Here is an 18,425-nt window from a genome sequence, read left to right as displayed (position 1 = left end):
GATGCTCAAGACCGACCTTCACCAGGGCTGGACCGTCCGTTCCGCGGGTGGCCGGGTCCCATCGGAGATCGCCGCGTCGCGGCTGCCCGCCGCCGTCCCGGGGACCGTCCACACCGACCTGCTCACGGCGGGTCTGATCGCCGACCCCTATCTGGGCGCCAACGAGGCCGGGCTGGCCTGGTTCCACCGCAGCGCCTGGCTCTACGAGACCACGTTCACGGCCGGCCCGGCCGCGCCCGGCGAGCGGGTCGACCTGGTCTTCGACGGGCTGGACACGGTGGCGACCGTCGAGGTCGACGGGACCGAGGTCGGGCGGACCGCCAACATGCACCGCGGCTACCGGTTCGACGTGCGGCACCTGCTGCGCGACGGGGAGATCCCGTTGAGCGTGCGGTTCGACTCGGCGCTGGAGCACGCGGAGCGGTTCGAGGAGCAGGCCGGCTCCCGTCCCCGGCCGTACCCTCATCCGTTCAACGCGGTGCGCAAGATGGCCTGCTCGTTCGGCTGGGACTGGGGCCCCGACCTGCAGACCGCCGGCATCTGGAAGCCGGTCCGGCTGGAGCGCTGGCACACCGCCCGGTTCGCGTCGGTGCGGCCGTCGGCCACCCGTGACCGGCTCACCGTGCACGTCGCCGTCGAGCGGGCGTCGGACGCGCCGTTGACCGTCGAGGTGACGGCCGCCGGGCACACCACCCGGGTCGACGTGGTCGCCGACCAGGCCACCGTGGAGCTGCATGTGCCGGACGCGCCGGTGTGGTGGCCGGTCGGCCTCGGCGAGCAGCCGCTGGTGCCGGTCGAGGTCACCCTCGTCACCGGCGACCACGTGCTCGACGAGCACCGCACCCGGGTCGGCTTCCGCGACGTGCGGCTCGACGAGAGCCCCGACGAGCACGGCAGCCGGTTCACGCTGATCGTCAACGACCGGGAGGTCTTCGTCCTGGGGCTCAACTGGATCCCCGAGGACCACCTGCTCACCCGCATCACCCGGGAGCGTCTCGAAGCGGCCGTGGACCGCGCGGTCGCCGGTAACGCCAACCTGCTGCGCGTCTGGGGCGGCGGCATCTGGGAGTCCGACGACTTCTACGACGTCTGCGACGAGCGGGGCGTGCTGGTCTGGCAGGACTTCCCGCTCGCCTGCGCGGCCTACAGCGAGGAGGAGCCGATGCGGTCGGAGATCCTCGCCGAGGCCCGGGAGAACGTGACCCGGCTCGCCCCGCACCCGTCGCTGATCCTGTGGAACGGCGGCAACGAGAACATCTGGGGCCACGAGGACTGGCAGTGGAAAGAGGCGCTGAACGGCGCGACCTGGGGCGCCCGCTACTACTACGAGGACTTCCCGGCGCTGCTGGCCGAGCTCGACCCGACCCGGCCCTACCACCCGGGCAGCCCGTCCAGCCCCGGCCACGACCCCGAGGCGGTGCACCCCAACGACGACCGGTTCGGCACCCGCCACGAGTGGGAGGCGTGGAACCGGGAGGACTACCGCTTCCACGACAACTTCGTGCCACGGTTCTGCTCCGAGTTCGGCTGGCAGGCGCCGCCCGCCTGGTCGACGCTGACCGCCACGCTCGCGCCGGAGGATCTGCGTAAGGATTCGGCAGCCTTCCTGCTGCACCAGAAGGCGGAGGACGGCAACGGCAAGCTCGACCGCGGGCTGGCCCACCACATGGCGGTGCCGTCCGACTTCGCGGCCTGGCACTGGGCCACCCAGCTCAACCAGGCACGGGCAACGGCCTATGCGGTCGCCCACCTGCGCGGTCACGCCCCACGGACGATGGGCAGCATCCTGTGGCAGCTCAACGACTGCTGGCCGGTCACCTCGTGGGCCGTCGTGGACGGTTCCGGACGGCTCAAACCGGCCTGGTTCGCGCTGCGCCGCACGTACGCCCCGGTTCTGCTGTCCTTCCAGGAGCGTGACGGCCGCACCGTGCTCGCCGTGATCAACGATCGCGATGAGCCGTGGCGCGACAGCGCCCGGCTGCGGCGGGTCCGCTTCGACGGCGCCGAGCTGGCCGAGGTCACCGCCGAGGTGGACGTGCCGGCCCGGTCGGTCGGGCTGATCGAGGTCGACCCGGGCCTGCTCGCGGCCGCCGAGCCCGACCGGGAGGTGCTGGTCGCCGACAGCGGTGGGCTGCGGGCCACCCACCTGTTCGCCGAGGACTTCGATCTGCGGTACGACCCGGCGGCGGTGCGGGCACACGCGGTGGCCGTCGAGGGCGGATACTCGATCACTGTGACCGCCGCATCGTTCGCCCGGGACGTGGCCGTGCTCGCCGACCGGGTCGCGCCCGACGCCGTCGTCGACGACATGCTCGTCGACCTGCTGCCAGGGGAGACGCACACGTTCACCGTCACCACGGCCGCGACCGTCGACGGCGAGGCGTTCGCGGCGCCCGAGGTGCTGCGGTCGGCGAACGCGCTCAACGCTCCGGCGCAGGTCGGCTGACGATGCCCACCCCGGGTGGCCTGATCGGGCTGGTGCTCACCGGAAGCGCCGCCCGGGTCGGTGTCGAGCCGTTCTTCATGGAGCTGATCGCCGGCATGGAGGAGGCGCTCGCACCCTACGGGGCGAACGTGCTGCTGCTCGTGGTGCCGGATCTGGAGGCCGAGCTGGCCACCTATCAGCGCTGGGCCGGCGACCGGACGGTGCAGGCCGTCGTCGTGGTCAACCTGGTGCACGACGACACCCGGCCGGAGTTCCTGGCCGGCCTGGGGCTGCCCGCGGTGCTCGCCGGGCGGGCCGACACGGCGGCCTTTCCGCGGGTGGTCACCGACGACGCCGGCGCCATGACGGTCGCCGTGGAGATGCTCGCCGGGCTCGGCCACCGGGTGATCGGGCGGGTCAGCGGGCCCGCCGACCTGGTGCACACGGCCGACCGCACGGCGGCGATGCACGCGGCGGCCACCCGGCAGGGCGTCGAGGCGCGCATCGTCGAGGGCGACTACGGGGCGGAGGCCGGGGTGCGTGGCGTCCATGACCTGCTGGCCGGTTCGCCGCCGCCCACCGCGGTGATCTTCGACAACGACGTGATGGCGGTCGCCGCCGAGCAGGAGCTGATCCGGAGCGGGGTGCCGGTCCCCGAGCGGGTGAGCCTGCTGGTCCACGACGACTCGCCGCTGTGTGAGCTGGCCGTGCCGCCGCTGTCCGCGCTCAGCATCGACGTCCACGACCACGGCCTGAGCCTGGCCCGCGTGGTCATCGCCACCCTCGACGGCGTCCAGCCGGCCGACTACCCGGGCCCACCGATCCGCGTCCTCCGCCGAGAGAGCACCGGCCCGGCCCCGGTCGCCGTCACCTGACCGGCCTGCCGGTCAGTGGGGTGGCAGGGGCGCTGCCGGGCGGATCGCGGTGAAGGAGTCGTGTTCGTAGCGGGTGGCGGAGAGCAGCAGGAGCCATTCGTCGCAGCCCTGCCACGGGTAGAGGTCGGCCGCGCCGCCGCGGACCGTCAGGGGGCCGTCGCCGGTGCGGGGGCTCGCGTCCAGCGGGGCGCCGTCGAACCCGGGGATCCACACGTCGGCGCAGAGTTCGCCGGCTGAACCCATGCCGGCCAGGCCGAACGGGTTCTCCGCGACGGCGGTGCGGGCCTCGTCGCCGAAGTCGTCGAGGAGCTGGTCCTCGCCGGGCCTGGCGTCGCCGCGGAAGGTGAGCGTGGTGGTTCCGGCGCGGGCCGCGTACTCCCATTCGGCCTCGCTGGGCAGGCGGAAGGGCAGGGCGGCCAGCAGGTCGCCGAGGTCGCCGCTCAGCCGCGCGGTGGTGGTGCCCGTGCGGGCGTAGAAGTCGTCGTAGTCCGGCAGCCAGTGCCGCACCTGGTCGACGGTCAGCGGGTGCCGGGCCAGTAGGAACGGCTTCACCTTCACCTCGCGGACCGGGCGGCATTCATCGGCACCGGCCAGGAACGGTTCGACCGTGTCCTCGGTGTCACCGGCGCGGTCGATGGCGCGCACCGCGTCGATCTCCGCATCGGACAGGCCCATCCGGAAGACGCCGCCCGGCACCTCCCGGAACACCACTCCGGACGGGGTGTGCCGCCACGCCGGGCGCCCGGCCGCGATCTCCTCGCTCCACATGGCGCGGAACGGTAGCAGGCCGCCGGAAAATGATGGGAAATCGTGTACGGATTTCTGTAATGTGCGCGCTCCCGGAATGTACGTGCCTTTAAGAATTGACCGCCTTGACAGCCAATGTGTTAGCGATAACATGTGTTCTTAATAAAGGCTTAACAAGGCATGCCATTCCCGGAGGCATTTCATGAGCTATCAGCCACGACGGCGGGAACTGCTCGCGGCGATCGGTGGCGCCGTCGTCACGGCCGCCGTCGGTCTCCCGGCGCGGCCCGCGGCGGCCGCCGACGTGTACACCGCCTATCTCATGGCGCACTTCACCGGTGAGAGCGCCACCGGCGAGCAGATGTACTTCGCCACCAGCACCGACGGCCTGCACTGGACCGACCTGAACGGGTCGCAGCCGGTGCTGCTGTCCAGCGTGGGGGAGAAGGGCGTCCGCGACCCGGCCCTGGTCCGCTCGCCGGCCGGCGACCGGTTCTACCTGATCGCCACCGACCTGCGGATCGCCAGCGGCAAGGGCTGGGACGTCGCCCAGCACAGCGGCAGCACCTCCCTGGTCGTGTGGGAGTCCACCAACCTGACCACCTGGTCGGCGCCGCGCCTGGTGAACGTCGCGGGCGCCATTTCGGGCGCCGGTTGCGCCTGGGCGCCGGAGGCCATCTACGACGCGGCGGCCGGAAACTATGTCGTCTACTGGGCGACCATTACCGACAAGGCGCGGATCCACTATTCCCGCACCACCGACTTCCGCACTTTCACGAGCCCGCAGGTCTACATCGACCGGCCGGGCACGCAGGGCATCATCGACACCCAGATCCTGGAGATCGCGGGCAGTGTGGGTGGTTACCGGTACGTGCGGGCTTCCGGCGACGGGCAGATCACCATCGAGGGCAGCAACCAGATCGTCGGCGGCTGGACCCGGCTCGGCGATCTGTCCGGGCTGGGCCTGACCGGGGCTCAGGTGGAGGGCCCGATCCTGCACAAGTTCAACGATCGCAACGAGTGGGGCCTGTGGGTCGACCAGTACGCGTCCGGCCGCGGCTATCTGCCGTTGACCACCATGAATCCCGCCTCGCTGAGCGCCTACCGGATCCGCGGCACCTCGGAGTACGCGCTGGGCGCCAGCCGGAAGCGGCACGGCACGATCCTGCCGATCACCCAGGCGCAGCGCACCGCGCTGCACGGTAAGTGGGCGACCTTCACGACCGGGGTCAACCGGATCCAGTCGTACAACTTCACCGACCGGTACGTGCGGCACAGCAACTTCGACGCCCGCATCGACGCCGGCGTCTCCCCGCCGGCCGACTCCCAGTGGCGGCTGGTACCCGGCCTGGCCGGCGCGAGCGGTGTGTCGATCGAGTCCACCAACTTCCCCGGCTACCACCTGCGGCACAGCAACTTCGACTTCGCGCTGGCCCCGAACGACGGCAGCACCGCCTTCGCCGCCGACGCCACCTTCACCCGGGTCGCCGGGCTGGCCGACTCCTCGGCGGTGTCGTTCCGGTCCTACAACAACCCGACCCGCTACCTGCGGCACTACAACTACCTGCTGCGGCTCGACGAGATCACCACCGCCACCGGGCGGGCCGACGCCACCTTCCGCCTGACCAGCTGACCGGAAAGCGAGCAACCATGCGCAATCTCGCCCGCGCGGCGACCGTACTCCTGGGCTCGTCGATGGTCGTGGCCGTCGCCGCCGGCCCGGCGGCGGCCGCCGAGATCCCGACCGGCGCCCGGTCGCTGGAGTCGGTCAACCTGACCGGCCGGTACATCCGGCACAGCGACTACCTGGGCAGCGTCGTCGCGGTCACCTCGAGCAGCACGGCCCAGCTCAAGAGCGACGCCACCCTCACCGTGACGCCGGGTCTGGCCGGCGGCGCCGGCTGCGTCTCGTTCCAGGCGGCCAACGGCATGTGGCTACGCCACCGCGACTTCCGGGTCCGCCTGGAGAGCAACGCGGGCACGGCCACGTTCCTCGCCGACGCCACCTTCTGCGTACGGGACGGGTCGGTGAGCGGTTCCGTGCGCCTGGAGTCGTCGAACTACCCGGGCCGGTTCCTGCGCCACCGCGACAACCAGCTCTGGATCGACCCGTCGACCACCAACCCCGGCACGTTCGCGGCGGACAGCTCGTTCCGTGTCACCACCCCGTGGGTGGCCGGCCGTCGCAGCCCGGTGATCAAGGGCCTGTACGGCGACCCGAACATCGCCTACCTGAACGGCCGCTACTACATCTATCCGACCACCGACGGGTACGCCGGCTGGAGCGGCACGCGGTTCAAGGCGTTCTCCTCCACCGACCTGGTGAACTGGACCGATCACGGCACCGTCCTGGATCTGGCCACCCAGGTCGACTGGTCGAGCGGGCGGGCGTGGGCGCCGACGGTGGCCTACCGCAACGGCCGCTACTACCTCTACTTCTGCGGCGACACCAACATCGGTGTGGCCACCTCGACCAGCCCGGCCGGGCCGTTCACCGACGCGCTGGGCCGTCCACTGATCGCGGCCGGGTTCCGCGGCGGGCAGATGATCGACCCGGCGGTGTTCACCGACGATGACGGCCGGTCCTATCTGTACTGGGGAAACGGGTACGCGTACGCCGTACCCCTGAATGCCGACATGATCTCGTTCGATCCGGCCAGGGTGACCACCTTCGGGTTGCCGAACTTCCGTGAGGCGCCGTTCGTCGTCAAGCGCAACGGCGTCTATCACATGACCTACTCGGTGGACGACACGCGCTCGGAGAACTACCACGTCGAGTACGCCACCAGCACGTCGCCGCTCGGCCCGTGGACGCACCGTGGCACGATCCTGTCGAAGAACCTGAGCCTCGGCATCAAGGGGCCCGGTCATCATTCGATCGTGCAGGCGCCCGGCACCGACACCTGGTATGTCGCCTACCACCGGTTCGCGGTCCCGGCCGGTGACGGCACCAACCGCGAGGTCACGATCGACCCGTTGCGTTTCGGCGCCGACGGCATGATCATGCCGGTGGTGCCCACCCTGTGACGGGATAGCAGATGATCGCTGATGAGACCTGCCGACGCCTCGTCAGCGCGGCCCGCGCGGGTGATCAGCGGGCACTGGAGGAGCTGATCAGGGCGTGTCTGCCGCTCGTCTACAACGTCGTGGGCAGTGCGCTGTGCCGGCACGCGGACACCGACGACGTCGTCCAGCAGGTGCTGCTGGACGTCGTCCGGGATCTGGGCTCGCTGCGGGATCCGGACCGGTTCCGGTCCTGGCTTCTGGTCATCACGATGCGCGAGATCAGCGCGCATCGTGGCCGCCGGGACCGGGAGGCGGTACGGGCCGTGCCGCTCGACGACGCGGCGGATCTTCCCGAGTCCGGTGGCGGTTTCGAGGAGCTGGCCGTTCTGCGGCTCGGCCTGCACGATCAGCGGCGGGAGGTGGCGCGGGCCGGCCGGTGGCTGGATCCCGATGACCGCGGCCTCTTCGCCCTGTGGTGGCAGGAGCTGGCCGGGCGGATCACCCGGCAGGAGACGGCCGACGCCCTCGGGGTCGGTCTCACCCACGCCGGGGTCCGCGTGCACCGGATGCGGGAGCAACTGGAGAACGCGCGGGCTGTCGTGGCCGCGCTCTCCGCCGAGCGGGTCTGCGCCGGGCTGACCCGGGCGGCGGACGGCTGGGACGGGGAGCCGGCTCCGCTGTGGCGCAAACGGCTCGCGCGGCACGTACGCGGATGTGGGGTCTGCATGCGGGCCAACGGTGACCGGATCCCGGTGGACCGCCTGTTGGGAGACCTGGCTCTCGTCGCCGTGCCGGCCGCTCTGGCCGGTGCGGCACTGAGCCGTTTTGCCAAGACCACGGCGATGGTGAAGACAGCGACAGCGGCGACGGTGTCGGTGGCGGCGGTGGCCACCGTGACCGCCGGCGTGGTGATGCTGCCCGGGGCGCAGAGCACGCCCGCCGCGGTGAGCAGGCCGAGCGCGTCGGCCGCGGTGAACAGGCCGAACTCGTCGGCCGCGGTCAGCGCCACTGCAGCACCGGTGACGCTGACCGGCACCCGTTCCCTGGAACTGGTCGCCACCCCGGGCCGTTTCCTGGCGTCCGGCCCCGAACTGGCCACACTGGCGCAGACCAGGACTCGGCGGACCGCCTTCACCGTGGTCGAGGGAATGTCCAACCCCGACTGCGTCTCACTGCGCGCCGCCGACGGCCGCTACCTGCGCCACTACGCCTTCCGGATCAAGCTGGCGGCGCCGGACGGCAGTGCGATCTTCCGGGCCGACGCCACCTGGTGCCCGCTCACCGGCGACGACGGCCGGGTGACGCTGCGCTCGGACAACTACCCGGCCCGGGTGATCCACTACCGGGCCGACGGCGAGCTGGGCATCGACGAGACCGACGGCACCCCGGCGTTCACGGCGGCGAGCACCTGGATCGTCCGTAGGACCTAGGCGGTGTGCGACAGCAGCACCCGGCTGACCGCGGCGGCCGTGGGCAGGTCGTCCACGGTCACCATGGCGCTGTCGCGGACGCACATCGCGTACCCGAAGCCCGGCCCGACCACCGCCGCCACGAACTCGCCCCCGACCGGCTGATCGAGCAGCACCACCGCCCGTCCCGGCGCGGCGAGCCCCTGGAGGAGCCCGGCGAGCCCCGGGTGGGACACCACGACGACCGCGCAGTCGTGATCGATCGCGGTCTCCCGCAGCCGGATGAGCCCCGCCTCGACATCCCCGGGAACCCGCTGCCGGGCCGGCCGGCTCCGGGTCGCTACCTCGAACGGCGTACCCACCGGCTGGTGGAATCGCGGCCGTGACCGGCGCAGCACACCGGCTCCCGCCGGGTCGAAGTGCCGGACGTTCTCGATCGGGCCGGGCCGGCCGAACAGCCAGCCCTGTCCCCAGCGCGCCCCGAGCCGCCGGGCCGTGGCGAGGTGCTCCTCGGTCTCGATGCCCTCGGCGATCACCACGGCGCCGGTCCGCGCGGCCTCGGCCCGCACCACGGCGGCGACGGTCCGGGAGTGTTCGGTGTCCGGGTCGTGGATCACGTTCATGTCGATCTTGATCACTTCGGGTTCCAGGATCGGCAGGAACGCCAGCGACATCGGGTCCGCCCCGAGGTCGTCCAGGGCGATGCCGTTGCCGTCGACCTGGATCTTTCCGGCCAGGCGGAGCATGCTGCCGGGGACGGTCGGCAGGGCGCGCTCGGTGTATTCGAGGATCGTCCGGAACGGAGGCCGGGCCGCGAACAGGTCCATCAGCCACGGTGACCGCGGCCGGTCCATGACGCCGGGTTCACCGTTGGCGAACAGCAGCGGCGGGGCGACCGGCGCCGCCAGCGCGCCTTCGACGGCGCGTTCGAAGCAGAGCATGTCCAGGTCGCCGAGCCGTCCCGCTTCGCGGGCCGCGGCGAAGAGCCGGTCCGGGAATTCCAGGGTGGTGCCGGCAGGCCCGCGGGCGAGGGCTTCCAACCCCATGACGGTACGGGTCGACAGGTCGACGATCGGCTGGAACACCGACCGTACGCGCCGTTCCTCCAGCAGTGCACCGATGGTGAGGTCGATCGTCGGCACCGAGCGCATCAGCCTGTGACTCCTTCCCGTGGCGGACACTGATGTCTTTCGGACCCCGTGCCCCCGGACTTGAGGGTTGCACTTGTGCAAATCGGTTTGTGATGGAAACCTGTTGGCATGACAACTGATGCGGTGCCCGGCGACCCCCGCCGGCTGCTGTCCGAGGTGCACGACCTCACCCACCGGGTCCGGCGCGATCAGCGGGTGACCTGGGTCGCACTGCTGGTGCTGGCCGTCGTGACGTTCGCGGCGATCCCGTTCGACTGGTTCGGCATGCGGGTCGACTGCGCGCCCACCGGCGAGTGCGAGTTCTCCCGTGACGGCGTGCTGTATTACTGGCCGCCCGCACTGCTGGTGGCGTACGCGGCGATCGCCTACGTCTACCGGCGGATCGCCTGGTCCCGCGGGGTGGACGCCCGCGTCCTGCCGTATGCGATCACCGGCGCCGCCCTGATCCTCGTCTTCCTCGCCGCCTGGGTGGCCGTCCGGGTGTACCTGGCCGACAACCCGCCACCCACCGAACCGCTGCCGTACGGGTGGATGGTCCTGGACCGGCTGGTCGCGCCGTGGGGCATCATCGGCGTCGCGCTGCTGGTGCTGGCCCGGCTGGAGCGCAACACCGGACTGCTGCTGTTCACCCTCGGCTACCTGGCCGTGGTCCTGGTGCCGATCGACTTCGGCTGGCAGACCCATCAGAGCGTGCCGGCCGAGTTCGTGCCGCAGCAGGTCATCAACGGTCTGGTGCTGCTGCTCGGCGCGGCCGGATTCGCGCTGGCCCGGCGGCGATGACCGCCGAGACAGAGCCGTCGCACCCGGTCACCGGCCTGGACGACGTGGTGCACCAGCGGGTCCGCCTCGGCATCCTGACCATCGCGCACGAGGCGCGGCGGGTCGAGTTCGGCTACCTGCGCGGCCAGTTGCAGTTGACCGCGGGAAACCTGTCCCAGCACCTCGGCGTCCTGGAGACGGCCGGACTCATCGAGGTCGAGAAGGGCTACGAGGGCAAGCGGGGGCGGACCTGGATCACCCTCACCGCGGCCGGGCGGACGGCGCTCGCCGAGGAGATCGGGCGGCTGAAGCTGCTCATTGCCCGCGTCGAGACCACGGACCAGTAGGGAACTGGCCGAAATCGGTCATGCGGTCGGGAAGCGCGGGTAGCGTGAACTGGCGTGCACATTCAGGACGCGATCGACCGGGTCGGGTTCGGCAGATTCCAGCGGCGGCTCTTCCTGCTGTGCGGAATCACCTGGGCCGCCGACGCCGCCGAGATCCTGCTGCTGTCGTTCGCGCTGCCCGGCGTGACCGAGGAGTTCGGCCTCACCTCCGGGCAGGCCGGGCTCGTGGTGGCGTCCACCTTCGCCGGGATGCTGGCCGGCGCCTGGTTCTGGGGGATCATGGCCGACCGGGTCGGCCGGCGCCTCGGCTTCCAGCTCACCATCGCGATCTTCGCGGTGTTCGGGCTGGCGTCCGCGTTCGCACCCGGCCCGGTCTGGCTCGCGGTACTGCGAGCACTGACCGGATTCGGACTTGGCGGGGCGATGCCGCTCGACTTCGCACTGTTCACCGAATACCTGCCGACCCGCGACCGCGGCCGCTGGCTGGTACTGCTGGAGAGCTGGTGGGCGGTCGGCACGGTGGCCGCGGCGGCGCTCGCCCTGATCATCATGCCGACGGTGGGCTGGCGCTGGCTGCTCGCCACCTCGGCGGCCGCCGCGCTGCTCGTGCTGTGGGCCCGGCTGCGGGTTCCCGAGTCGGCCCGCTACCTGCTCGCCCGCGGCGACGTGGCCGCAGCCTCCGCGCTGGTGGCCGAAGTGGCAAGGATCAACGGGGTCACGCCACCGGCCAGGCCGCTGACGCTGCCCGCGGGCCAGGGCACGGCGGGCCCGGGCGACCTGCTGCGCGGCGCGCTCGGCCGGACCACCCTGCTGCTGTGGACGGTGTGGCTGCTGATCGGTTTCGGCTACTACGGCATCTTCGCCTGGCTGCCGCAGATCTTCGCCGACGAGTACGGATTCCTGCGCAGCTACCAGTACGTGTTCTTCCTGGCGCTGGCCCAGCTGCCCGGCTACCTGTCGGCGGCCTGGCTGGTCGAACGGGCCGGCCGAAAACCGGTGCTCGCCGGCTATCTGGCCGCGGCCGCTGTCGCCACGTTCGGCTGGGCGGTGGCCGACACGTCGGCGATGGTGCTGATCTCTGCCGGCCTGATGAACTTCTTCACCCTCGGTGCCTGGGCCGCGCTCTACGCCTACACCCCGGAGCGTTATCCGACCCAGCTGCGCGCCTCTGGGCTCGGCGCGGCAAGCGGATTCGCCCGCATCGGCGCGGTCACCGCCCCGCTGGCCGGCGGTGCCCTGATCGCCCTCTCCCTGACGGTCGCGCTGACCGTATTCGCGGCGGCGTTCCTGCTGGCCGCGCTCGCGGTCGCCGGCTACGCGGCGGAAACCCGCGGCACCCGGCTCGACGACACCGTGGCGGAGCGCGTCCCGTTCCGCTAGACACCTTTCGGGCCAGGGTCTGAGTCGGGTCCATAGGAGACGGCGACGACGTACCGTTCGTTGTCCCCTGTGAAGCCGGCCGGCCGCCGTCGAGGGGGCGCCGGCTCGGCGAGGGGATGTGGTTCACAAGGGGGCAAGCGGGCCGAACAGAAACGGACGGGGATGTGGGCGTGACTGGTCGGCTGCTACCTTGACTCCCGTCGATCCGCCGGACGGCGGATCGTGAGCTCCAAACGGGGGAATGACATGCGCCGCAAGCAAGCTCTGTCCGTGGCCGCGCTCGCGGCCGTCACCGCCGGTCTCCTGGCGACGGCCTGGCCGGCCTTCGCCGACGAGACGCCCGTACCTACGCCGACCGTCTCGGTCGAGCCGAGCTTCCCGACACCGCCCGCCAAGCCGATTCCGACCGGGCCGGTCGAGACGGTGCCGCCGACGTACGGGACGTTGAGCCCGCCGCCGATGCCCACCTTCGACTGTGACCCGGTGGACGTGGACTGCGTGCCGTAAGGCGGCGCGCCGAGCCGGTCCGTGCCTTCCGCCCCGGGCACCACGCCTGGGGCGGCGGGTCCCCGACCGGACCCTGATCACCAATGGTGTCTGGCGATGGTCGAGGCCCGCGTTTCGCTCCTTTTGCGGTACGCGTTGCGGTCGGCCGGATCTCGCGGCGAAGGTGGGAAGCGCGCGAACAGGTGACTTGACATCGATGCCAGGCGACAACCGAGAAAGAGAATCCAGGGCAACCCGGATTTGTCCCGCACCTCGACCAATGACGGTTCTAGGGTCCCGGTCCTCCGAACACTTGTGTGATCCGCCGGCGTAGCCATAGCCTGCCGCCTGTGCCCGGATTCACGGTGCGAGCCCTCGACCCGGCGACGTGGCCGGATTTCGCCGCCCTCGTCGAGGATCAGAACGGTGTCTGGGGCGGCTGCTGGTGCATGGGCTTCCACTCCGAAGGCGTCGGCCGCGACCGGACTCCACAGCAGAACCGTGAGGACAAGCAGCGGCGGGTCGCGGCCGGACAGGCGCATGCGGCGCTCGTGTACGACGGCGACCTCTGTGTCGGCTGGTGCCAGTTCGGCCCCACCGGCGAGTTGCCACGGATCAAACACCGCCGGGCGTACGAGGTGGGTCTCAGCGTGCTGCCGGACTGGCGGATCACCTGCTTCTACGTGCACAAGAAGTATCGCCGCCGCGGGGTGGCCGAGGCCGCGCTGGCCGGTGCGCTGGAGGAGATCGCCCGGCTCGGTGGCGGCACCGTGGAGAGCTATCCGGAGGAGATCGGCGGCCGTACCCCGTCGTCGTCGTTCCTCTACAACGCCACGGTGGCCCTGTTCGAGAGGCAGGGCTTCACCCGAACCCGCCAGATCGGCAAACATCACTGGGTGGTGACCCGGGTCGTCGTGAAGTAGTCGCCCGCCGGGCCGGTGAACATCAGTGGGGTCGCGGCCAGCACACACAGCAGATGCAGCACCCGGGAGCCGGCCACGAGCAGGGCGGTGAGGTCGGCCCGCCCGATGGCCGCGCCCACGTCGTTGCCGTCGAGCAGCCAGCCGATCGGTTCGACGATCAGCGACAGTGTGCCGAGCATCCCGAGCCCGACGGCGAGGGTGAGCCGGGCCCAGTTGTGGCCGTCCCGCATCCGGAGCATGACGAGGGCGAGTACGGCGTAGAGGCCGGTCCGCACGGCGATGCCACCCGGCCCGGCCTCCTCCCAGCGCAGCAGCATCTCGGCGAGGCCGGCCCCGAGAGCCCCCAGCCACAGCCAGAAGGCGAGATCGACGGCGGCGGGCCGAACAGTGGTGGTACTTCGAACGGTCATACGCCGAGTCTCGGCCGCCCGGATCCCGCATTCACTGGCGTGAACTCCCCGTTTTGTACGGGGGACAACCCCACCCGGCTGGTTGTGGGGGGGGGGGCGAAGCCCGGGGGGAGGCCCACCCCCCCCGGGGGGGTTGGGGGTGCTTACTAACCCCGTTTGACACACCCCCCACAACCAGCCGGAGGCGCGCGAGCGGCGGCAGGCGGGGAGTGGCGGGGTGGCCGGCCTGCGGGACCACCGATCTGAGCCCGGCGGGGGCGGCACAGGCGGGAGTGGGCAGCGGGATCGCGTGGGCTGGCGGAACGGTCCTGAAAAGACGGGACGGGGCCGGGCGTACCGGAAAAGTCAAGCGATGGCCTCGAGCTGACCGCGCAGCTTGACCAGCGCCTTGGCCAGGAGCCGGGAGACGTGCATCTGGGAGATGCCGATCTGGTCGGCGATCTGCTGCTGGGTGAGGTTGCCGTAGAAGCGCAGCGTGACGATCTTCTGCTCCCGCTCGTCCAGGCTGGACAGCGCCGGGCCGAGGGCGACGCGCAACTCGGCGGCCTCGTAACCGGCGTCCTCGCCGCCCAGGGTGTCGCCGAGCTCGGTGCCGGTCTCGGCGACCGGGGTGGACAGGCTGGTCGAGTTGTAGGCGCGGGCGCCCTCCAGGCCCTCGACCACCTCGTCCTCGCTGATGCCCAGGTGGGCGGCGATGTCGGCGACCGTGGGGGAGCGGCCCAGGGTGTTGCTCAGCGTGCTGTTGGCGGCCGTGATGGCCAGGCGCAGCTCCTGGAGGCGGCGGGGCACGCGCACCGACCAGGTGCGGTCCCGGAAGTGGCGCTTCAGCTCACCCACGATGGTGGGGATCGCGAAGCCGCTGAAGTCGACGCCCCGGTCGGCCTCGAAGCGGTCCACCGCCTTGATCAGGCCCACCATGGCGACCTGGTGAAGGTCGTCGCGGGGTTCGCCGCGGTTCGCGTACCGGTTGGCGAGGTGCCGGGCCAGCGGCAGCCAGGCCTCGATGGCGCGGTCCCGCAGGGCGGGCCGGGACGGGTGGCCGGCGGGCAGGGCCGCCATCGCGCTGATCAGCTCACTGGCACGGTCGGTGCTGGTGGCGGCCTCGTCGTGGACGGCGGTGTCGGCGAGGACGGTCATCCGGGTTGCTCCCTCGGTCTATCAGGAATCTACGGCGGGCGACCGGGTACTTCCCGGTCGCCCGCGCCGGTAAACCGGTTCAGAGTTTGGATTCGCGATTGAACAGTCGCTTGGACCAGAGGTAGCCGCCCAGGGCGATGACGGCGCACCAGCCGAGCGCGATCCACAGGTCGTTGCCGGGCGGGTTGCCGGCGAGCAGGGCGCGCATGGTCTCGATGATGGGGGTGAAGGGCTGGTACTCGGCGAACCAGCGGATGCCGGCCGGCAGCGACTCGGTGGGTACGAAGCCGCTGCTCAGGAACGGCAGCAGGATCAGCGGCATGGGTGCGTTGCTGGCCGTCTCGACCGTGCCGCTGGCCTGGCCGAGGGCGACGGCCAGCCAGATGAAGGCGAACGCCACGGTGGCGACGAAACCGGCCGTGGCCAGCCATCCGAGCAGGTCGGCCGTGGGGTCGAAGCCGACCAGCAGGGCCACGCCGGTCACCACGGAGACCGCCAGCATCGCCTGGATGAGGCTGCCGATGACGTGCCCGGTCAGTACCGAGACGCGGGCGATGTGCATGGTCCGGAACCGGGTGATGATGCCCTCGGTCATGTCCATGGCGATCGCGATGGCGGTGCCCTGCACCGTGGACATCACGGTCATCAGCAGGATGCCGGGGGTCAGGTAGTTGGCGTAGGCGGCGCGCCCGTCGGCCGCGGACCCGCCGAGGCCGGCGCCCATCGTGCCGCCGAACACGTAGACGAACAGCAGCAGGAAGATGACCGGCATGCCGATGAGCAGGACGGTCATCGACGGGTATCGCAGCATGCGCTTGAGGTTGCGGCGCAGCATCGTGGTCGAGTCGCGCAGCGGGTGGAAGCGCAGCGCCGGGGCGGCGGTGAGGGTCGGGGTGCTCATGCGATGGCCACCTTGTCGTCGGTGAGGGCGAGGAAGACGTCGTCGAGGTCGGGGGTGTGCACGGACAGCTCGCCGACCTCGAGGGAGTGCGCCTCGAGCTGGTCGATCAGGGCTTTCAGTGAGCGGACGCTGCCGTCGCTGGGCACCCGCAGGGCGAGCGCGTCGCCGTCCGGGGCGGTCTGGCCCAGCACCCGTACGGCCTTGTCGTGGGCCTGCTGCTCGGCGAACCGCAGGCGGACGTGCCCGCCGGGGATGCGCCGTTTCAGTTCGTCGGCGGTGCCCTCGGCGACCAGCCGGCCGCCGGCCAGGACGGCGATCCGGTCGGCGAGTTCGTCGGCCTCCTCCAGGTACTGGGTGGTGAGGAAGATGGTGACGCCGCCGGCGACCAGGTCCCGGACGATCTGCCACATGTCCCGGCGGCTGCGCGGGTCGAGGCCGGTGGTCGGCTCGTCCAGGAAGATCACCTGTGGGCTGCCGACCAGGGTCATCGCCAGGTCGAGCCGTCGCCGCATGCCGCCGGAGTAGGTGGAGACCGCCTTGCCGCCGGCGTCGGTGAGTCCGAACTGCTCCAGCAGCCCGGTTGCCTTCCGCCGGCCGTCGCGCCGGCCGAGGTGGTGCAGGTCGGCCATCAGCCGCAGGTTCTCCTCGCCGGTGAGCAGATTGTCGACCGCGGAGAACTGGCCGGTGACGCCGATCGCGGCGCGGACCGCGTCGGCGTCACGGGTGACGTCGTGGCCGGCGACCCGGACGTCGCCGGCGTCCGGGCGCAGCAGCGTGGACAGGATCTTGACGGTGGTGGTCTTGCCGGCGCCGTTCGCGCCGAGCAGGGAGAACACCGTCCCGCGGGCCACGGTCAGGTCGAGGTTGTCGAGCACCACCTGGTCGCCGAACGACTTGCGGAGCCCGGTCACGGTGATCGCGGAGGTCATGGGGGTCCTTTCGGGGAGTGTCACGCGCGGTGGATGGTGATGTCGCCGTACGAGGTGCGGCCGCGGATCTCGACGGTCTCGTCGCCGCTGCCCGGGCCGGTGGTGTTCGCCAGCTGGTTGGACACCCGCCCGAATCCGGTGTCGACGGACACCCAGGCGGCGGTGCCCTCGGCGATGCCGATGTCCAGGTCGCCCATGGAGGTGCCGATCGTGATCGAGCCGCGGACCACCTCGCCGATCCGGATCTCGCCGTTGGACGTCTTCGCGTCGACATCGGCGCCGGCCCGCCCGACGGTGATGGCGCCGTTGGCCGACCGGACCCGTACGTCACCGCCGGCCGTGTCGATCGTGGTGTCGCCGTTGCTGTTCTTGACCGTGGCGCCGCCGTCGACCTCGCCGACCCGGACCCGTCCGCTGCCGCTGGAGATGTCGGCGTCACCGGTGACGCGGCCCACCGTGACGTGCCCGGCGGCCGTGGTGACGCGCAGGCCGGTGGCGTGCTCGACGGACACGTGCCCGGCGGAGGTCTTGAACCGGCTGTCCCCGAGCCGGCCGGCCGACCGGTAGTTGCCGATCTGCACGTCGGCGGAGACCGTCGAGCCGCTGGGCAGTTCGACGGTCACGTCCACCGCCTTGGACCGGCGGGAGAACTCGAGCGGGCGGTACTTCGGGCCGGTGATCCGCAGGGTGCCGTCGGTGTGGTCGATCCGGACCTGCTCGGCGGCCTTCGTGTCGGACTCGTCGGACGCGTTGCGGGGGCGGACCTCGATCAGGGTGTCGGTCCGGTCGGTGGCGGTGATCTGGACGTCGGCGCCGCCGAGGTCGAGGTCGAGGGTGATCGGGCCGGGGGTGCCGAATTTTGGCATGGCGGTCTCCACATCATCGGTACGTGGACCGTCTCCGCTGGTGGGGACGGGTGTGAGGGTGGTGCGGTGGGTCAGCGGACCCAGCCGCTGAAGGTCTTCCTGCCGGGCGGGCCGGGGATCGACGGCTCGGCGGGCCGGGCGGGCTCCGAGTGCTGGAGTGCGGCGGCCGCGGCCCGGACGAGCCAGGCGTTGGCCGAGCGGCCCTCGCGGGCGGCGGCCTCCTCGATCGCGGCCTTGAGCTGCTCGGGCATCCGGACGTTGAGGCGGGTGGCCGGGCCGTCCTCGGCGAACTGCGGGTCGGCCTTCGTGTCGGGCGTGGCACCGGTCGGTGCCAACGGCTCGGTGGGGGGCAGCGCCACCACGAAGTCCGGGTCGCGGCCGCGCAGGCGCAGCTCCACCGAGCCGGGCGCGAGGTCGCGGGTGATCTCGTCGGCGGCGGCGGTCAGCGTCTCCAGCAGCGTCATCCGGATCGCCGACTCCAGCGGGCCGGTCAGGCGCTCGACCAGCGCACGCGCCTCCTCGCCGCCGGCCTCGGCGAGCGCGGCGAACTCGCGTCCGAGGTTGTTCACATACGTGGTCAAGTCCATGGCACTACTGTGGCACTGGGATGGCACAAGCGCAAGACCCTATGGCACAACTCTGGTGCCAGGTTGGCACCGGACGTGGGGATGCCC

18 protein-coding genes are annotated in these 18,425 nt (G+C 71.4%); 10 read left to right on the top strand and 8 right to left on the bottom strand.

Features of this window, described 5'->3' with window-relative positions; translation table 11 throughout:
* Position 1 precedes the first annotated feature (1 nt).
* Both KZ829_RS38355 and KZ829_RS38350 read left to right on the top strand, forming a co-directional pair.
* Complete coding sequence (locus KZ829_RS38355; RefSeq protein WP_220148743.1) at positions 2–2,446, top strand: glycoside hydrolase family 2 protein; 2,445 nt, start codon at positions 2–4, stop codon at positions 2,444–2,446.
* A 2-nt stretch (positions 2,447–2,448) separates the two neighbouring features.
* On the top strand, positions 2,449–3,300 hold the full coding sequence (locus tag KZ829_RS38350; protein WP_220148742.1) for a LacI family DNA-binding transcriptional regulator: 852 nt from the start codon (positions 2,449–2,451) through the stop codon (positions 3,298–3,300).
* 12 nt (positions 3,301–3,312) lie between these two features.
* On the opposite strand, the gene KZ829_RS38345 is transcribed toward KZ829_RS38350, so the two are convergent.
* Complete coding sequence (locus KZ829_RS38345) at positions 3,313–4,068, bottom strand: formylglycine-generating enzyme family protein (RefSeq protein WP_220148741.1); 756 nt, start codon at positions 4,066–4,068, stop codon at positions 3,313–3,315.
* Positions 4,069–4,249: 181 nt separating this feature from the next.
* Here KZ829_RS38345 and KZ829_RS38340 point away from each other — a divergent pair, with 181 nt between their 5' ends.
* The 3 genes from KZ829_RS38340 to KZ829_RS38330 are packed head-to-tail and all read left to right on the top strand — an operon-like array spanning position 4,250 to position 8,483.
* On the top strand, positions 4,250–5,680 hold the full coding sequence (locus tag KZ829_RS38340) for an AbfB domain-containing protein (protein ID WP_220148740.1): 1,431 nt from the start codon (positions 4,250–4,252) through the stop codon (positions 5,678–5,680).
* A gap of 17 nt (positions 5,681–5,697) precedes the next feature.
* Entirely contained in the window at positions 5,698–7,074 is a 1,377-nt protein-coding gene (locus tag KZ829_RS38335) for a family 43 glycosylhydrolase (protein WP_220148739.1), read from the top strand.
* Positions 7,075–7,085: 11 nt separating this feature from the next.
* Positions 7,086–8,483, top strand: coding sequence for a sigma-70 family RNA polymerase sigma factor (locus tag KZ829_RS38330; RefSeq protein WP_220148738.1), 1,398 nt, complete (start codon positions 7,086–7,088; stop codon positions 8,481–8,483).
* Here the strand turns inward: KZ829_RS38330 and KZ829_RS38325 are convergent.
* Positions 8,480–9,613, bottom strand: a complete 1,134-nt coding sequence (locus tag KZ829_RS38325; protein ID WP_220148737.1) for an EAL domain-containing protein — start codon at positions 9,611–9,613, stop codon at positions 8,480–8,482. The two genes, KZ829_RS38330 and KZ829_RS38325, sit on opposite strands and share 4 nt — an antisense overlap.
* Before the next feature lie 108 nt (positions 9,614–9,721).
* On the opposite strand from KZ829_RS38325, the gene KZ829_RS38320 reads away from it, so the two are divergent.
* The 5 genes from KZ829_RS38320 to KZ829_RS38300 all read left to right on the top strand — a co-directional run bounded on the left by KZ829_RS38320 (position 9,722) and on the right by KZ829_RS38300 (position 13,508).
* Complete coding sequence (locus KZ829_RS38320; protein WP_220148736.1) at positions 9,722–10,393, top strand: hypothetical protein; 672 nt, start codon at positions 9,722–9,724, stop codon at positions 10,391–10,393.
* Entirely contained in the window at positions 10,390–10,719 is a 330-nt protein-coding gene (locus KZ829_RS38315) for a transcriptional regulator (protein ID WP_220148735.1), read from the top strand. The genes KZ829_RS38320 and KZ829_RS38315 overlap by 4 nt, the downstream gene beginning before the upstream one ends.
* A gap of 54 nt (positions 10,720–10,773) precedes the next feature.
* Positions 10,774–12,099 carry an MFS transporter gene (locus tag KZ829_RS38310; RefSeq protein ID WP_220148734.1) on the top strand — a complete coding sequence of 442 codons (1,326 nt, stop codon included), beginning with the start codon at positions 10,774–10,776 and terminating at the stop codon, positions 12,097–12,099.
* Between the two features lie 246 nt (positions 12,100–12,345).
* Complete coding sequence (locus KZ829_RS38305) at positions 12,346–12,606, top strand: hypothetical protein (RefSeq protein WP_220148733.1); 261 nt, start codon at positions 12,346–12,348, stop codon at positions 12,604–12,606.
* Between the two features lie 329 nt (positions 12,607–12,935).
* On the top strand, positions 12,936–13,508 hold the full coding sequence (locus tag KZ829_RS38300) for a GNAT family N-acetyltransferase (RefSeq protein WP_246636963.1): 573 nt from the start codon (positions 12,936–12,938) through the stop codon (positions 13,506–13,508).
* Here KZ829_RS38300 and KZ829_RS38295 read toward each other — a convergent pair.
* The 6 genes from KZ829_RS38295 to KZ829_RS38270 all read right to left on the bottom strand — a co-directional run bounded on the left by KZ829_RS38295 (position 13,475) and on the right by KZ829_RS38270 (position 18,338).
* Positions 13,475–13,918: a hypothetical protein gene (locus KZ829_RS38295; RefSeq protein ID WP_220148732.1), complete on the bottom strand. Its 444-nt coding sequence runs from the start codon at positions 13,916–13,918 to the stop codon at positions 13,475–13,477. The genes KZ829_RS38300 and KZ829_RS38295 overlap by 34 nt on opposite strands.
* Before the next feature lie 345 nt (positions 13,919–14,263).
* Positions 14,264–15,055, bottom strand: a complete 792-nt coding sequence (locus KZ829_RS38290) for an RNA polymerase sigma factor SigF (RefSeq protein WP_220148731.1) — start codon at positions 15,053–15,055, stop codon at positions 14,264–14,266.
* Between the two features lie 79 nt (positions 15,056–15,134).
* A complete protein-coding gene (locus KZ829_RS38285; protein WP_220148730.1) occupies positions 15,135–15,956 on the bottom strand; it encodes an ABC transporter permease in 822 nt (273 codons plus the stop codon).
* The gene (locus KZ829_RS38280) at positions 15,953–16,885 is read right to left on the bottom strand and encodes an ATP-binding cassette domain-containing protein (RefSeq protein WP_220148729.1); all 933 of its coding nucleotides are present in this window, start codon (positions 16,883–16,885) and stop codon (positions 15,953–15,955) included. The genes KZ829_RS38285 and KZ829_RS38280 overlap by 4 nt, the downstream gene beginning before the upstream one ends.
* Positions 16,886–16,905: 20 nt before the next feature.
* Positions 16,906–17,751: a DUF4097 family beta strand repeat-containing protein gene (locus KZ829_RS38275; protein WP_220148728.1), complete on the bottom strand. Its 846-nt coding sequence runs from the start codon at positions 17,749–17,751 to the stop codon at positions 16,906–16,908.
* A 71-nt stretch (positions 17,752–17,822) separates the two neighbouring features.
* Positions 17,823–18,338 (bottom strand): ribbon-helix-helix protein, CopG family, encoded by a 516-nt coding sequence (locus KZ829_RS38270; RefSeq protein ID WP_220148727.1) that lies wholly within the window; start codon positions 18,336–18,338, stop codon positions 17,823–17,825.
* Positions 18,339–18,425: the final 87 nt, after the last annotated feature.

The organism is Actinoplanes hulinensis (assembly GCF_019429605.1).
Lineage (GTDB): Bacteria > Actinomycetota > Actinomycetes > Mycobacteriales > Micromonosporaceae > Actinoplanes > Actinoplanes campanulatus.
This window is presented reverse-complemented; position numbering and strand designations above follow the sequence as displayed.

What these genes read in the sequence shown, in the direction of transcription:
- KZ829_RS38355 (WP_220148743.1), top strand. Translation starts at nt 2, where the DNA reads ATGCTCAAGACCGACCTTCACCAGGGCTGGACCGTCCGTTCCGCGGGT.
- KZ829_RS38350 (WP_220148742.1), top strand. Translation starts at nt 2,449, where the DNA reads ATGCCCACCCCGGGTGGCCTGATCGGGCTGGTGCTCACCGGAAGCGCC.
- KZ829_RS38345 (WP_220148741.1), bottom strand. Translation starts at nt 4,068, where the DNA reads ATGTGGAGCGAGGAGATCGCGGCCGGGCGCCCGGCGTGGCGGCACACC.
- KZ829_RS38340 (WP_220148740.1), top strand. Translation starts at nt 4,250, where the DNA reads ATGAGCTATCAGCCACGACGGCGGGAACTGCTCGCGGCGATCGGTGGC.
- KZ829_RS38335 (WP_220148739.1), top strand. Translation starts at nt 5,698, where the DNA reads ATGCGCAATCTCGCCCGCGCGGCGACCGTACTCCTGGGCTCGTCGATG.
- KZ829_RS38330 (WP_220148738.1), top strand. Translation starts at nt 7,086, where the DNA reads ATGATCGCTGATGAGACCTGCCGACGCCTCGTCAGCGCGGCCCGCGCG.
- KZ829_RS38325 (WP_220148737.1), bottom strand. Translation starts at nt 9,613, where the DNA reads ATGCGCTCGGTGCCGACGATCGACCTCACCATCGGTGCACTGCTGGAG.
- KZ829_RS38320 (WP_220148736.1), top strand. Translation starts at nt 9,722, where the DNA reads ATGACAACTGATGCGGTGCCCGGCGACCCCCGCCGGCTGCTGTCCGAG.
- KZ829_RS38315 (WP_220148735.1), top strand. Translation starts at nt 10,390, where the DNA reads ATGACCGCCGAGACAGAGCCGTCGCACCCGGTCACCGGCCTGGACGAC.
- KZ829_RS38305 (WP_220148733.1), top strand. Translation starts at nt 12,346, where the DNA reads ATGCGCCGCAAGCAAGCTCTGTCCGTGGCCGCGCTCGCGGCCGTCACC.
- KZ829_RS38295 (WP_220148732.1), bottom strand. Translation starts at nt 13,918, where the DNA reads ATGACCGTTCGAAGTACCACCACTGTTCGGCCCGCCGCCGTCGATCTC.
- KZ829_RS38290 (WP_220148731.1), bottom strand. Translation starts at nt 15,055, where the DNA reads ATGACCGTCCTCGCCGACACCGCCGTCCACGACGAGGCCGCCACCAGC.
- KZ829_RS38285 (WP_220148730.1), bottom strand. Translation starts at nt 15,956, where the DNA reads ATGAGCACCCCGACCCTCACCGCCGCCCCGGCGCTGCGCTTCCACCCG.
- KZ829_RS38280 (WP_220148729.1), bottom strand. Translation starts at nt 16,885, where the DNA reads ATGACCTCCGCGATCACCGTGACCGGGCTCCGCAAGTCGTTCGGCGAC.
- KZ829_RS38275 (WP_220148728.1), bottom strand. Translation starts at nt 17,751, where the DNA reads ATGCCAAAATTCGGCACCCCCGGCCCGATCACCCTCGACCTCGACCTC.
- KZ829_RS38270 (WP_220148727.1), bottom strand. Translation starts at nt 18,338, where the DNA reads ATGGACTTGACCACGTATGTGAACAACCTCGGACGCGAGTTCGCCGCG.